Origin of the sequence: Bradyrhizobium sp. CCBAU 53340 (assembly GCF_015291645.1) — a bacterium.
GTDB lineage: Bacteria > Pseudomonadota > Alphaproteobacteria > Rhizobiales > Xanthobacteraceae > Bradyrhizobium.
This window is the reverse complement of the sequence record NZ_CP030055.1, coordinates 3,695,914-3,710,058: the sequence shown is the minus strand read 5'-3', so window position 1 is coordinate 3,710,058 and position 14,145 is coordinate 3,695,914. Positions and strand designations below refer to the sequence as shown.

The following is a 14,145-nucleotide window of genomic DNA, read 5'->3' as shown; positions in this document are numbered from 1 at the left end:
GCAAAGGTCGGCCACTGGCCGAAATACGTATTTCTTGCTTTCTCGACAGGTTTCGCGGATGACCATGGCTGCGGCGATACAAAGCCGGACGGCAGAATCGCCAGCGCGGCCTCGAGCGAGCCATATCGCGCATGTCGATGTCGTCGGCGACCTTGCCGAGGCCGAGCCGGTCTGGCGCGCTCTCGAGGAGCCCGGACACCTGTTCACGCCCTATCAGCGGTTCGACCTGCTGGGCTCCTGGCAACGATCAGTCGGGGAACGCGAGGGCGCCCGCCCCTTCATCGTGATCGCGCGCGATGCCGAGCACAGGCTGCTTGCCGTGCTGCCGCTTGCGCTACGCCAAGGTCACGGCGTACGCACAGCCTGCTTCATGGGCGGCAAGCATACGACCTTCAACATGGGACTGTGGAGCGCCGAGTTCGCCGCCCAAGCGCGCGCCGCAGATATCGACATGCTGTTTGCCCCGCTACGCGAGCAGGTCGACGTTCTCGCGCTGACGCAGCAGCCCAGGCACTGGCACGGTCAGCAGAACCCGTTCGCGCTGCTGCCGCAGCAAAGCGCCATCAACGGCTGCCCTCTGCTGGAGATGGAGCCGGGTGGGCCACCCGCCTCCCGGATCAGCAATTCCCTTCGCCGCCGGCTGAAGAGCAAGGAAAAGAAGCTGCACGGGCTGGCCGGCTATCGTTATCACCTGGCCACGACCGACGCGGACGTCACCCGTCTGCTCGACTGGTTCTTCCGTGTCAAACCGGTGCGGATGGCCGAGCAGAAGCTGCCGAACGTCTTTGCCGAGCCGGGCGTCGAACAATTCATCCGCGACGCCTGTCTGTCACCGCGCGGCGAAGGCCGCGTCATCGACATCCATGCGCTCGAATGCGACGACGAGGTGATCGCGGTCTTCGCCGGCGTCGCCGACGGCCAGCGCTACTCGATGATGTTCAACACCTACACGATGTCGGAGCACGCCCGCTACAGTCCGGGTCTGATCCTGATGCGCTACATCATCGACCGCTACGCCGAGCGCGGCTACCGCTCACTCGACCTCGGCATCGGCACCGACGATTACAAGCGCATGTTCTGCAGGGGTGACGAGGACATCTTCGACAGCTTCGTGCCGCTGACCTCGCGCGGCAGGTTGGCGGCGATGGCGATGTCCTCGTTCAACCATGGCAAGCGCCTGGTGAAGCAGAACCAGATGCTGCTCGACCTGGCCCGCAGAGTGCGGCAAGCGTTCGGGTAGGCGCCGAAGCGCGCCCTCTCCTTACGCCGCCACCACGCGCGGCGTTTCGCCGGCATCCGACGGCTGCACGGGCCGGCTCAGCATCGTCACCTCGCTGAAGCCAACGGCCTTGAGCTGCTCGCACATCAGGGTGCGTGCGTCCGCCTCCATCGATGCGTCCGGCACCACGACGGCGCGGGCATTCGCCGTCAGCAGTTCGGCCGGCAGATCGGATGCGCTGCCGGCGTCGATCAGCACGTGATCATAAGCGCGCAACAGAGCGTCGATCGCGAGCGACACCCGCGGCGATTGGAGCAGGCTGCGGTCGAAGCCCGGGCGACCGGCCATGACCAGGTGCAGCGGCGAGAGCTTGTCGCGCGTGATGACCTGCGCAAACGAAGCCTGTCCCTGCATCAGCTCGGCAAGACCAGGCGCCGTCGGATCGACGGACACAGCGGCAATCGTCGGCGAGGATGCGGCAAGATCAACCACGACGACGCGCGCGTCGCGAGCAAGGTGCCGGGCGAGCGTCAGGGCCGACAGCGTGATGGCATCGCCCGGTGCGGTGCCGAGCACCGTGACCTTCTTCGCGGCCGAACCTGCGGCCTTCAGGCTTTCGACCAGCTGCCCGATCTCGACGAATTCGCTGGCATCGGCATTCGTCGTCATCTCCATCTCCGGCTGGAGCGGCACCGGCTCCACCTCGACCGCCTCGACGACCGGCTCCTTGCGAACCATAGGCTGCGTCAACGTGGCAACGGCCCGCGGTGCAGTCTGGCGCAGCAGCTCGCCGGTGACGACGAGACCGGACGAGAGCAGCAGCATCGCCAGCGTTGCGATCAGCACGATCGGCAGCTTCTTCGGATAGGCCGGCGTGTTGGAGACGATGGCGCGCGAGATGATGCGGCCATCGGTCGGCGCGGTGTCGATGGTCTCGCGGGTGTTGGCCTCGCGATATTTGGCGAGATAGGTCTCCAGCAGGTCGCGCTGCGCCTTGGCTTCGCGCTCGAGGGCGCGGAGTTGCACATCCTGACCGTTGGTCGAGGTCGCCTGCTTCTTGAGCTGCTCGAGGCTCGCCGACAATTCCTGGACACGCTCGCCAGCGACGCGCGCATCGTTTTCGAGCGAGCGGGCGATCTTGGCCGCCTCGTCCCGGATCTGGTTGTCGAGGTCGGCCAGCTGCGCCTTCAATTCCTTGATGCGCGGATGATTGCCAAGCAAGGTCGACGATTGCTCGGCCAGTTGGGCCCGCAGCGCCACCCGCTGCTGGGACGGCGTGCGCAGCGATTCCGAGTTCAGGACTTCCGAGGCCTCGATCGGCTTGCCGCTCTTGAGCATCTCGCGGATCAGGCGCGACTTGGCTTCGGCGTCGGCCTTGAGCGCACGCGCATTGTTGAGCTGTGTGTTAACCTCGCCCATCTGCTGGTTCGACAGCGTGGTGTTGTTGGTGCCGACGAACAGCGACGACTTGGAGCGGAAATCTTCGGCCTTCGCTTCGGCCTCCGAAACGTTCCGCCGCAATTCGTCGATCCTGCCGGCGTACCACTGGCTTGCGTTCTTGGCCTGCTCCTGGCGCGCATCCTGCTGGAGCACGAGATAGCCGTCCGCGATCGAATTGGCGACGCGCGCGGCAAGCTCGGGATCAGCGGACTGGAATTCGACGACGATGACGCGCGACTTGTCGACGGCATAGGCCTGAAGGCGATCGTAATAGGCGTCGAGGACGCGCTCTTCAGGCGTCATCGAGAACGGATCGCGGCCGATGCCGACCAGCGCGGCGAGTGATTTCAGCGGCGAAACGCCCTGCAGCACCGGATCGAATTCGGGGCGCTCGGCAAGCTTGTTCTTCTTGATGATCTCGCGCGCGAGGTCGCGCGACAGCACGAGCTGCACTTGGCTGGTGACGGCCTCGGCGTCCAGTGCCTGCCGTTCCTCGGTGCGATCGCTGTTCGGCCGCAGGAAGACGTTCTCGCGACCATCGATCAGGATGCGCGCTTCGGACTTGTAGCGCGGCGTAATGACATTGACGACAGCGACGGATGCGACGAGCGCCAGCACCGTCGGCACGATGATCCAGGCGCGCTTGCGCGCGAGGGCGCCACCGAGCGCGTGCAGATCGATGTCACCGGATTCGGCCGGCGCCTGCTTTGCGACAACCGCTACGGGTCCAGCTTCAACGCGAGGCGTGGCTTCGGGCTTGGCCTCAACCCTGGCCTTCGAAACGGCCCGCTCGATGACGGCCTTGTCCTTGCCGGCACGCCAGAACGCTAAACGCATCGAACACTCCCGCAGGGCGACGCCACTAACCTACTTCAATCGCCGCGATTACACTCCATTATGGTTGCCGCTGGGTTAATCGCGGCCAATCGCATGCGCACCCGAGGATGTCGTCACCGTTTGTTAACCACGAGGGTCCTTAATCCGTCTCGATATTTTCGAAGATTGTTCGGCATTCGCCGTCGAGCGCTGGTTTTGATCATGCCCCCCTCTCCTGACCAGTCGCTCCGCATCCTGCACGCCGTGCGCGCGCCCGTCGGTGGTATTTTCCGGCACATCCTCGACCTCGCCAACGGCCAGATCGATCGCGGTCATCAAGTCGGGATTCTCGCCGACAGCCTCACCGGCGGCGAGCGCGCCGAGAAGGCGCTGGCCGAGCTTGCGCCGCGGCTGAAGCTCGGCGTGCACCGGCTCGCGATCCGTCGCGAACCCTCACCAGACGATTTTCTCGTCTGGCTGCGGATGGGCCGCCTGATCGCTGCGCTCAAGCCCGACGTCATGCACGGACATGGCGCCAAGGCCGGCGCCTTCGTTCGCATGCGGCGGCGTTCGGACGATACCATCCGGATCTACACCCCGCATGGCGGCTCGCTGCATTACCCCCTCAACACCTTCAAGGGCGAATTCTACGCACGGCTCGAGCGGGCGCTGACGGATTCGACGGATCTGTTCCTGTTCGAGAGCGCGTTCGCCCGCGATACCTATCAGCGCATCGTCGGCAAGCCCAAGGGCGTGGTGCACTGCGTCTTCAATGGTGTAACGCCGGACGAATTTGAGCCCGTCGCGGTTGCCGACGATGCCACCGACCTCGCCTATGTCGGCGAGTTCCGCCATATCAAGGGCGCCGATCTGCTGGTCGATGCCGTGGCGCGGCTGCACGAGCGCGGCAAGAAGGTGACGTTGACGCTGGGCGGCGATGGCGAGGAAACGGCGGTACTGAAGGCGCAGGTCGAACGGCTTGGCCTCGCGAACGCGATTCGTTTCATCGGGCATGTCAAGGCGCGCTACGGCTTCTCCAAGGGGCGGCTGCTGGTCGTTCCCTCGCGCGGCGATTCCATGCCCTACGTCGTGATCGAGGCGGGGGCGGCCGGCGTTCCCATGATCGCCGCGCGCGTCGGCGGTATTCCCGAGATTTTCGGCAGCGATAGCCCTGCCCTGTTCGCGGCGAGCAACGCCGACGCCATGGCCGAGGCGATCGCGGCCGCGCTTGAGGATACGCAGGCGACCGCGCAGCGCGCATCGGCCTTGCGCGAGCGCATTTCGGCGCACTTCTCCCAGCAGGCGATGGTTGATGGCGTGCTCGCGGGCTATCGCGACGCATTTGCCAATCATTAACCATCCTTAAGCCAGCTTTAGAGAATCTTCCGATTTATCCGATAATCGACGTCCCAGGGGGATGCCCTCGGGGCGCAAAGGCGTGCCCGCGGGTCTTTGAAATGGACGTGGACGCTCGTGGAACCGCTCAACGCACGCTCGATGCTCGATGTCGCGACCAGCGCCGCGGCCAAGCCTGCTGAGACAGCTTTCGTCGAACGCCGTCGCCGCCTCACCCCGGCTGCACTCGAGGTCGTCAACCAGAGGGTCGCACGCGCCTATTCGCCGATCGTGATCGCCGGCTTCGCGCGCGTCATCGATTTCGTGCTGCTGAGCGTGGTCGGCATCGCCGTTTATGTCGGCTACGTCATGCCGCTGGTCGGCTTCAGCTGGGTCTACCCCGCAGAGATCGTCGCCGTCGCGATCGCCGCCGTGATCTGCTTCCAGGCCGCCGACATCTATCAGGTGCAGTTGTTCCGCGGGCAGCTCCGGCAGATGACGCGGATGATCTCGTCCTGGTCGTTCGTCTTCCTGCTTTTCATCGGCATCTCCTTCTTCGCCAAGTTCGGCAGCGAAATATCGCGGCTGTGGCTCGCCGCCTTCTATGTCCTCGGCCTCGCGGCTCTGGTCGTCGAGCGCCTCGTTCTGCGCTCGCTGGTGCGCAGCTGGGCACGCCAGGGCCGGCTCGACCGCCGCACCATCATCGTCGGCTCCGACAGCAACGGCGAGCAGCTGGTCGAGGCACTGAAGGCACAGGAAGATTCCGACATCCACGTGCTCGGCGTGTTCGACGACCGCAACGACAGCCGCGCGCTCGACACCTGCGCAGGCGCGCGCAAGCTCGGCAAGGTCGACGACATCGTCGAATTCGCCCGCCGTACCCGAGTCGATCTCGTGCTGTTCGCGCTGCCGATCTCGGCGGAGGCGCGCATCCTGGAGATGCTGAAGAAGCTCTGGGTGCTGCCGGTCGACATCCGCCTCTCCGCCCACACCAACAAGCTGCGCTTCCGCCCCCGCTCCTATTCCTATCTCGGCGAGGTGCCGACCCTCGACGTGTTCGAGGCGCCGATCACCGACTGGGATCTGGTGATGAAATGGCTGTTCGACCGCGTCGTCGGCACCCTCGCACTGCTCGCGGCCCTTCCCGTGATGGCGCTGGTGGCGCTGGCGGTGAAGCTCGACAGCCCCGGCCCCGTCCTGTTCCGCCAGAAACGGTTCGGCTTCAACAACGAGCGTATCGACGTCTACAAGTTCCGCTCGATGTATCACCACCAGGCCGACCCGACGGCTTCGAAGGTCGTGACCAAGAACGATCCGCGTGTCACCCGCGTCGGCCGCTTCATCCGCAAGACCAGCCTCGACGAGCTGCCGCAGCTCTTCAACGTGGTGTTTTCAGGCAATCTCTCGCTGGTCGGCCCGCGGCCGCACGCGGTTCAGGGCAAGCTCCAGAGCCGGCTGTTCGACGAGGCCGTCGACGGTTATTTCGCCCGCCACCGGGTCAAGCCCGGCATCACCGGCTGGGCCCAGATCAACGGCTGGCGCGGCGAGATCGACAATCAGGAGAAGATCCAGAAGCGCGTCGAGTTCGACCTCTATTACATCGAGAACTGGTCGGTGCTGTTCGACCTTGTCATTCTCCTGAAGACGCCGCTCTCGCTGCTGACCAAGAACGAGAACGCGTATTGAGTTTCCGTCATGCCCCGCGAAGGCGGGGCATCCAGTACTCCGCAGCGCCAGCTTGTTTTCTCCAATGGGCGCCGCTGAATATTGGATCGCCCGGCCGAGCCGGGCGATGACGGCAATGTTTGTGGCGTAGAGTTGCGTAAGCGTATGAGCGTCTGATGGCCTATGCGGCGACAGCCGGTGGAATGAAAATAGCCGCACCGGCCGCGCCCGGCGTGCTGGCCCTTCAGCGCGCGCTGGTGTGGCTGGTCGGCGCGTCAGGCGCGATCGTCTTCATCGAGCCGAGCCCCTACGAGGTTGCGACGCTGCTCGCCACCGTCGCTTTCTTCGCCACCGGTCTGCGCTTGCGCCTCGTGCTGATGCCACTGGTGCTGGCCCTGGTCCTGCTCAATGTCGGCTACACCATCGGCGCGATCCCGCTATACGACCAGTCCGAGGTGGCGAGTTGGATCGCGACCTCCTGGTACATGGCGGTCACGGTGGTGTTCTTCGCCATGGTCACGTCCGAGGACACGGCGGCTCGGCTCGATATGCTCCGCCGTGGCCTGGTGGTCGGAGCGATGGTCGCCTCGCTGTCGGCAGTCGCAGGCTACTTCCACCTGGTGCCGGGCGGAGACGACCTTCTCACGCTATACGGACGGGCGCGCGGCACGTTCAAGGATCCGAACGTGCTCGGTGCGTTCCTGATCCTGCCGGCGCTGTTTGCGCTCCAGAGCGTGGTCTCGGACAAGCAGGCTAAGGCCTTCCGCAACGTCATCGCCTTCGGCATCATGTCGCTGGCGATCCTGCTCGCCTTCTCCCGCGCCGCATGGGGCGGACTGGTGCTGACCGCCGCCTTCATGCTGGCGCTGATGGTGCTGACCAGCCGCACCAATGCGCAGCGCTCGCGCATTATCGTCATGGCCATCGTCGCGGTGGTGCTCGGCCTCGCACTGATCGCGGTGCTGCTGTCGTTCGATTCCATCGCCGAGATGTTCAAGCAGCGCGCGAGCTTCGACCAGAGCTATGACGAAGGCCGCTTTGGCCGGTTCGGCCGGCATATCCTGGGTGCGGAGATGGCACTCGATCTGCCGTTCGGCATCGGCCCGTTGCAGTTCCACCGCTTCTTTCCCGAAGACACCCACAATTCCTATCTGAACGCCTTCATGTCCGGCGGCTGGCTCTCCGGCGTCTGCTATCCCGCACTGGTCTTCACCACCGTCATCACAGGCTTCCGCCACATCTTCATCCGCGTGCCCTGGCAGCGGGCTTATCTGGCGGTGTTCTCGGCCTTCGTCGGTACCGTCGGCGAAAGCTTCGTGATCGACACCGACCACTGGCGCCATTTCTGGATGATGCTGGGCGCGATGTGGGGCATGATCGCGGCCGCGCAGGCTTACAAGATCACGTCTGGCGAGGATGCTTCTTCAGCTTGAGCTGCGGTCTCTTTTCGGGCGGCGTATCGAGCAGGCCCTTTAATGCAGCGGTCGCTGCGAGCACGCCCTTGTAGCCCTCGTTGGCGAAACGCAGCAGCAGGCGCAGCTCTTCATCGCTATAGGCGCTGAAGACCTTCTCCATCGCCTGCTGCATCGGCACGTAGAGCTGGCCGATCTTCATCGCGGTCTCCGGTACGACGGCGATGTAGACCTTGCGGCGATCGGCCTCGTCCCGCTCGCGGCGCACCAGGCCAACCTTCTCGAGCCGGTCGACCACGCCGGTGATGGCGCCGGTCGTCAATCCCGTGACCTCGGCGAGCCGACCCGCGGTCACGCGTCCCTCGAGATAGAGAATGTCCATGCATTCCAGATCGGAATTGGCAATTCCGGCCACGTTCGCAACCGCTTGCCCATAGAGCACGCCCTGCGCCGACGAGCGCCGCATCGCCTCTTCCAATTCCCCCAGCAACGCTGCGCGCGCCTTTGTCCTTGACAAGGCTCACCTCATATCTTAGTCGATATATATCTTAGCCACTAAGAGATTTAGCGACCGTAATTTCTCCTAGCACCACGGAAACGTCGGGAGCAAGCCAATGCCTCATCGTCCCCGCAAGGCCCTGATCATCGGCGCCGGCATCGCCGGGCCTGTTGCCGCGATCCTGCTGCGACGCGCCGGCATCGAATCCGCAATCTACGAAGCCTGGCCTTACTCCAAGGGCATCGGCGGCGGCCTCCAGATCGCACCGAACGGCATGCATGTGATGGATGAGATCGGGCTTGCGGGCGAGCTGATCAGCCGCGGCTCGATCGCCGAGTCCTTTGACTTCTATTCACAGGAAGGCCAAAGGCTCGGCTCGATCAACCGCGACATGGCGCGGCGCTTCGGCCAGCCGGCCGTCAACGTCTCCCGCGCCGCGCTGAACGAGATCCTGGTCGACAAAGCCTGGTGCGCCTGCGTCTCGCTCTATTTCGAGAAGCGCCTGATCAAGGTCGAAGATCGTGGCGATCAGCCTGTCATCGCCTATTTCGCCGATGGCACCACCGCCGAAGGCGACTTCCTGATTGGCGCCGACGGCGTCCACTCGATCGCACGGCGCCAGGTTGTGCCGGATGGACCAAAACCCTTCAACACCGGCCTGATCGGGTTCGGTGGTTTCGTGCCGCACTCCGTCCTCAACGGAAGGGCGATCGGCGGGCGCGTCGAGACCACGTTCGGACAGAGCGGCTTCTTCGGTTACGGCTATTGCAGCCCCGATCCCAAGGACGGCGCGATGTGGTGGAGCACGCAGCCTGCACACGGCATGGACGCCGCGATGTTTCGTGCCCTCGACGCGGAGACGCTGAAGCAGCATTTGCGCGGCTTCCATCACGGCTGGCACGATCCGATCCCCGCGATCATCGAGGCGACCGAGAACATCGTGGTCACCGACACGCTCGACGTCGCGACCTTGCCGACCTGGTCACGCAAGCGCTCGCTGCTGATCGGAGACGCCGCCCATGCGACCAGCCCTCATGCCGGCCAGGGCGCCTCGCTGGCCCTGGAAGATGCGATGCGGCTCGCCCGGCTGATGCAGGAGGGTCAGGAGCTGACGGCGACCTTCCAGGCCTTCGAAGCCGAGCGGCGCCCGCGCGCCGAGAAGATCGTCGCCATCGCCCGCCGCAACGGCAACAACAAGCGCGAGTTCAGCGCCACCGGCGCCTTCATCCGCAATCAGATGATCAAATGGCTGTTGCCGCTGGGATCAAAGAGCATGGATTTCATGTACGCCTATGACGCGAGGGCGGCGTGATTCCTTCTCTCCCTCTCCCCGCTTGCGGCAGGGGAATCGCATATGGATTTGCGGCCTCTATTGCATTGTTTGACAAGGTGGATTCTGAGAACGACTCCCACAACGCGGAGGGAGTCGGATGGGGAAGTTCAAGAAGGCTTTTCGGCGGTTGTCGGACCCGCGCGCGGCGAACGCACGGCACGATCTGCTGGAGGTGCTGGTTATCGCCTTGGCTGCGGTGCTGTGCGGAGCAGAGACCTGCTCGGACATGGCGGAGTTTGGAGAGGCCAAGGAAGACCTGCTGCGACTGTTTCTGCGCCTGACGCACGGGATTCCCAGTCACGACACCTTCAGCCGCGTGTTCCGTTTGCTCGAGCCGGAAGCGTTCGAAGCTGCGTTCCGGCGTTTCATGGCGGCGTTTGCCAAGGCTAACCGGCTCAATCTCACCGGAGTGGTCGCGGTCGACGGCAAGGCGCTGCGGGGCGCCTTCGAGCGTGGTTCGCGCTACGAGCCTCTGCACCTGGTCAACGTCTTTGCGGTGGAGGCGCGAATGTCTCTTGCCCAGCAGAAGGCCCCCGGCCGCAACGAGACCAAGGGGGCATTGGAGGTATTGGCGCTGCTGTCTCTTGAAGGCTGCATCGTCACGGCCGATGCGCTGCATTGCCATCGCGCGATGGCAAAGACGGTGCTCGATCGCGGCGGCGACTATGTGCTGGCAATCAAGGCCAACCGTGGACCGCTGTTCAAGGCCGTGGTCGGGCAGTTTGCTCGGTCCGGCGAGCGTAGGGCCACCAAAACGGTCGAACCCTCCACCCACGACCGGCGCGAAGCGCGCCGGGCAACCATCATGCGCAATACCAGTCTGGCTGCCGTCCACAGCTTCCCTGGCGTCGTTGCGATCGGCCGCGTCACCTCGCGCAGGCAATTGCAGGGCAATCGCGCCGAGCCGCCGGTCGTGCGCTATTACCTGCTCTCCAAGCCCATGTCCGCCAGGCGGCTGCTGTCGGTCACGCGCAGTCATTGGACGATCGAGAACCAGTTGCATTGGGTGCTCGACGTCCACTTCGACGAAGACGGCAACCGGGCGAGAATGGATCATGCTCCCGAGAACCTCGCCATCCTGCGCAGACTCGCGCTCAACATCCTTCGATCTTGTCCTGGTCCCACCTCCATACGCCGGAAAATCAAGCGCGCCGGCTGGGACGACACCTTCCTCCTCGCCCTGTTCGGCCATATGCGATAGCCCTGCCGCTTGCGGGGGGAGGCGAAGAACAACAGCTACGCTTCCACCTCAAACCTCAGCCCGGCATGATCGACCAGCCGCTTGATCAGCTTGTGCTGCATCGCTGCACCCGGCGTCCAGAGACCGGCCGGAACGTCAGGCGCATCGCGCAACAGACAGATCGCACATTCCGAGGTCATCTTCGCCGTTGACGCATAGCCGGGATCGAGATCGCCCTTCACGGCCGCGCGAACCTGGCGGCCATCGGGCGCAATGGCGACATAGAGCAGATCGTAATGTCCGGCGTCGCGCTCTTCTTTCGATGGTCCCTCGCCGGGCTTGAGCGCCTCAGGGCCGGTCTTTTCGCTGTTGGCGGCCATGACGAGCTTGGCATTGGCCTGCCCCTCATCCCCCGTCCCGGTCAGCACCATCTCGTCGTAGACGAAATCCCGGCCATAGCGGAATCCCATCAGCATGTTGGAACGATGCACATTGCGCGTGTTCAGCGTCGCCATCGCGAACGGGGCGGACCAGGATTGCAGATCCTCCTCGAAAACAGGCCTGTTGCCGCGCGGCTGCTTCGGCCCTTCGAAGCCGGGCGTGAATGCGAAGGGGTCCTTGAGGATCGACACCAGGCTGAGATCCTGCGCAACCGCTTCGAAGGTGACCCTTGCGCTCGCGGAGGTGCCGCCGGAGAACTTCCAGCTGAGGTCGCGGACCCGTCCTTTGACGCGCGACGCCGGTGCACCGAGCACGCGCCTTGCTTCCTCCTGGACGAAGAACGCACCGAGCTCGAACGGCATGGAATCGAAGCCACAGGAGAACATGATGCGCGCGCCGCTCGCCTTGGCGGCGGCCTCGTGTCGGTCGATCATCTGCTTCAGCCAGATCGGCTCGCCGCAGAGATCCATGTAGTCGGTGCCCGAGGCGACGCAGGCGGCAAGCAGATCGGATCCATAAAGCTGATAGGGACCGACAGTGGTGACGACCAGCTTCGCCTGATCGACCATGGCGCGCAACGATGCGGGATCGGAGGCGTCGGCTACGATCAGCGGCGTGTCAGCAGGCGCGCCGATCGTGTCGCGAACGGAAGCAAGCTTGTCTCTGCTGCGTCCCGCCATCGCCCATGTCGGCGCACCGTCGCCAACGTAATGCGCCGCGAGATGTTCAGCCACGAGCTGACCGGTGTATCCGGTCGCGCCGTAGACGACGATGTCGAACGTCGCGGACATCGATCAGGCCCCCTCCGGGAAAGCGGAGCTTACGCTTCCACCTCGAACGTCAGCCCCGCATGGTCGCGCAGCCGCTTGATCAGCTTGTGCTGCATCGCTGCACCCGGCGTCCAGAAGCCGGCGGCAACATCCGTTGCATCACGCAGCATGCAGATCGCGCATTCGGAGATCATCTTCGAGGTCGAGCCGTAGCCAGGATCGCGATCGCCTGTGACACCGGCGCGGACCATGCGGCCGTCAGGCGCGATCGCGACATAGAGCAGATTGAAGAGCCCGTTCTCGCGCTCCTCCTTCGACGGCCCCTCGCCCGGCTTCGGCGCGCTCGGGCCGGTCTTCTCGGCGTTCGCCGCCATCACGCGCTTGGCGTTGGCTTCGCCCCTCTCGCCGGGCCCGGTCAGGACCATCTCGTCGTAGACGAAGTCCTGACCGTATGGAAAGCCCATCAGCATGTTGGAGCGATGGACGTTGCGGGTGTTGATCAGCGCCATCATGAACGGCGCGGCCCAGGAATTGAGATCCTCCTCGATCAGGGGTTTGTTACCCCTTGGCTGCTTCGGTCCGGTGAAGCCGGGCGTCAGCGCGAACGGATCGTTCAGGATCGCAACGAGGCTCATGTCTTTGGCAACGGCATCGAACGTCGCCTTGGCGCTCGCCGCAGTGCCGCCCGAGAGCGTGCCGCGCATGTCGCGCACGCGGCCCTTCACGCGCGCGGCGGGCGCGCCAAACACGCGCTTGGCCTCTTCCTGCACGAAGAACGTGCCGAGCTCGAACGGCACGGAATCGAAGCCGCAGGAGAACACGATGCGCGCGCCACTTTGCTTCGCAGCCGCCTCGTATTTGTCGATCATCTGCCGCATCCAGATCGGCTCGCCGCAGAGATCGAAATAATCCGTGCCTGTCGCGACGCAGGCAGCCAGCAGCGCCTCGCCGTAGAGCTGATACGGACCGACCGTCGTGATGACAGATCTCGTCTGCTCCGTCATCGCCTTCAGCGAGGCCGCATCGGAGGCATCGGCCACGATCAGCGGCGTATCGGCCGGCGCGCCGATGGCATCGCGCACGGATTTCAGCTTGTCGAGGCTGCGCCCCGCCATAGCCCATTTCAGCGAGCTGTCGCCCTTGTAGTGGGCCGCCAGATATTCGGCGACGAGCTGGCCGGTGAAACCGGTCGCGCCATAGACAATGATGTCGAACTTCGCAGAGCTCATGGTGGGCCTTTATTTCTTTGCGTAACTCACGCCCATGCCGGCACGGACGTCGCTTTGAATTCCATAGGGCGGGATCGGATAGCGCAGGCCGTTCTTGGCCAGCGCCTTCATGCCCTCGATCGCCTTGGCGAGATGATGAGGCTTCAAAGCCATCAGCATCTCCTCGTCCGGCACGCCGCCATAGCGCCTCTCGGCATAGCATGGCAAGGACAGGCTGGGCTGGCCGGTCTTGAGCGCCCGCCCCCAGGAATCCGCGCAGGCAGTCTCGCCGACCACGCCCCACTCGAACTTCTTGTAACCGGTATATTGCAGCCCGTTGATCAGGATGATCATCTGCCCGGGCGTGGCATAGACGAGGCAGATGTCGGGCGGATTGAGCCGGCCGCTTGCGAGCGGACTGACCGCGAGCGCCTGATATTGCCCGAACGGAACCACGTCCAGCGCCTCCTGGCGCTTGCGCGCATCCTCCGCCGTGCCGTGCCAGACGCCGACATAGTTCTCGCCGGCGAGCCATTTCTCGTCCTGCGGCGCCAATCCAATCACCGCACGGCATTGCGCGCCAACAAGATCCTCGCCGGTAATGCCGACGGTCCAGCCGAGCCGCGAGGCCATGCTGACGATCTGGTCGGTGGTGTGAACGGCATTCGGCCGCCGGATTTTCGGAATCGCCTCCATGTCCGAAGCATGCGCGAACAGCTTCATGCCTGTTACCGTCGTCTTCAGCCGCAGCAGGCTGTTGAGATCGGCCACGAGGCCGGCAAGGTCGATCGTTTCAGCAGTTTGCTGCTGCATGGCATCCTCCCGAC

The 14,145-nt window shown here is 64.4% G+C and carries 11 protein-coding genes; 6 read left to right on the top strand and 5 right to left on the bottom strand.

Annotated features, from left to right (window positions below; genetic code table 11):
- Window positions 1-58: 58 nt before the first annotated feature.
- Window positions 59-1,240, top strand: coding sequence for a GNAT family N-acetyltransferase (locus XH89_RS17595; RefSeq protein WP_194468204.1), 1,182 nt, complete (start codon window positions 59-61; stop codon window positions 1,238-1,240).
- A 21-nt stretch (window positions 1,241-1,261) separates the two neighbouring features.
- Here the strand turns inward: XH89_RS17595 and XH89_RS17590 are convergent, their stop codons facing one another.
- A complete protein-coding gene (locus XH89_RS17590) occupies window positions 1,262-3,496 on the bottom strand; it encodes an exopolysaccharide transport family protein (RefSeq protein ID WP_194468203.1) in 2,235 nt (744 codons plus the stop codon).
- A gap of 201 nt (window positions 3,497-3,697) precedes the next feature.
- Here XH89_RS17590 and XH89_RS17585 point away from each other — a divergent pair, with 201 nt between their 5' ends.
- The 3 genes from XH89_RS17585 (at window position 3,698) to XH89_RS17575 (ending at window position 7,908) form a co-directional block, all read left to right on the top strand.
- Complete coding sequence (locus XH89_RS17585) at window positions 3,698-4,831, top strand: glycosyltransferase family 4 protein (RefSeq protein ID WP_194468202.1); 1,134 nt, start codon at window positions 3,698-3,700, stop codon at window positions 4,829-4,831.
- Between the two features lie 117 nt (window positions 4,832-4,948).
- Window positions 4,949-6,496 (top strand): undecaprenyl-phosphate glucose phosphotransferase, encoded by a 1,548-nt coding sequence (locus XH89_RS17580; protein ID WP_194468201.1) that lies wholly within the window; start codon window positions 4,949-4,951, stop codon window positions 6,494-6,496.
- 155 nt (window positions 6,497-6,651) lie between these two features.
- A complete protein-coding gene (locus tag XH89_RS17575) occupies window positions 6,652-7,908 on the top strand; it encodes an O-antigen ligase (RefSeq protein ID WP_194468200.1) in 1,257 nt (418 codons plus the stop codon).
- Here the strand turns inward: XH89_RS17575 and XH89_RS17570 are convergent.
- Window positions 7,877-8,353: a MarR family transcriptional regulator gene (locus XH89_RS17570; protein WP_194468521.1), complete on the bottom strand. Its 477-nt coding sequence runs from the start codon at window positions 8,351-8,353 to the stop codon at window positions 7,877-7,879. The two genes, XH89_RS17575 and XH89_RS17570, sit on opposite strands and share 32 nt — an antisense overlap.
- Before the next feature lie 148 nt (window positions 8,354-8,501).
- On the opposite strand from XH89_RS17570, the gene XH89_RS17565 reads away from it, so the two are divergent.
- Together XH89_RS17565 and XH89_RS17560 are read left to right on the top strand one after the other, a co-directional pair.
- Window positions 8,502-9,698 (top strand): FAD-dependent monooxygenase, encoded by a 1,197-nt coding sequence (locus tag XH89_RS17565; protein ID WP_194468199.1) that lies wholly within the window; start codon window positions 8,502-8,504, stop codon window positions 9,696-9,698.
- Between the two features lie 118 nt (window positions 9,699-9,816).
- Window positions 9,817-10,920 carry an ISAs1 family transposase gene (locus XH89_RS17560; RefSeq protein WP_194462274.1) on the top strand — a complete coding sequence of 368 codons (1,104 nt, stop codon included), beginning with the start codon at window positions 9,817-9,819 and terminating at the stop codon, window positions 10,918-10,920.
- 35 nt (window positions 10,921-10,955) lie between these two features.
- Here the strand turns inward: XH89_RS17560 and XH89_RS17555 are convergent, their stop codons facing one another.
- From XH89_RS17555 to XH89_RS17545, 3 genes are read right to left on the bottom strand one after another with little or no spacing between them, the layout of a single operon-like run.
- Window positions 10,956-12,131: a trans-acting enoyl reductase family protein gene (locus XH89_RS17555; protein ID WP_194468198.1), complete on the bottom strand. Its 1,176-nt coding sequence runs from the start codon at window positions 12,129-12,131 to the stop codon at window positions 10,956-10,958.
- Window positions 12,132-12,160: 29 nt separating this feature from the next.
- On the bottom strand, window positions 12,161-13,339 hold the full coding sequence (locus XH89_RS17550) for a trans-acting enoyl reductase family protein (RefSeq protein WP_194468197.1): 1,179 nt from the start codon (window positions 13,337-13,339) through the stop codon (window positions 12,161-12,163).
- 9 nt (window positions 13,340-13,348) lie between these two features.
- Window positions 13,349-14,131 carry a DUF169 domain-containing protein gene (locus XH89_RS17545; protein WP_194468196.1) on the bottom strand — a complete coding sequence of 261 codons (783 nt, stop codon included), beginning with the start codon at window positions 14,129-14,131 and terminating at the stop codon, window positions 13,349-13,351.
- Window positions 14,132-14,145 lie beyond the last annotated feature (14 nt).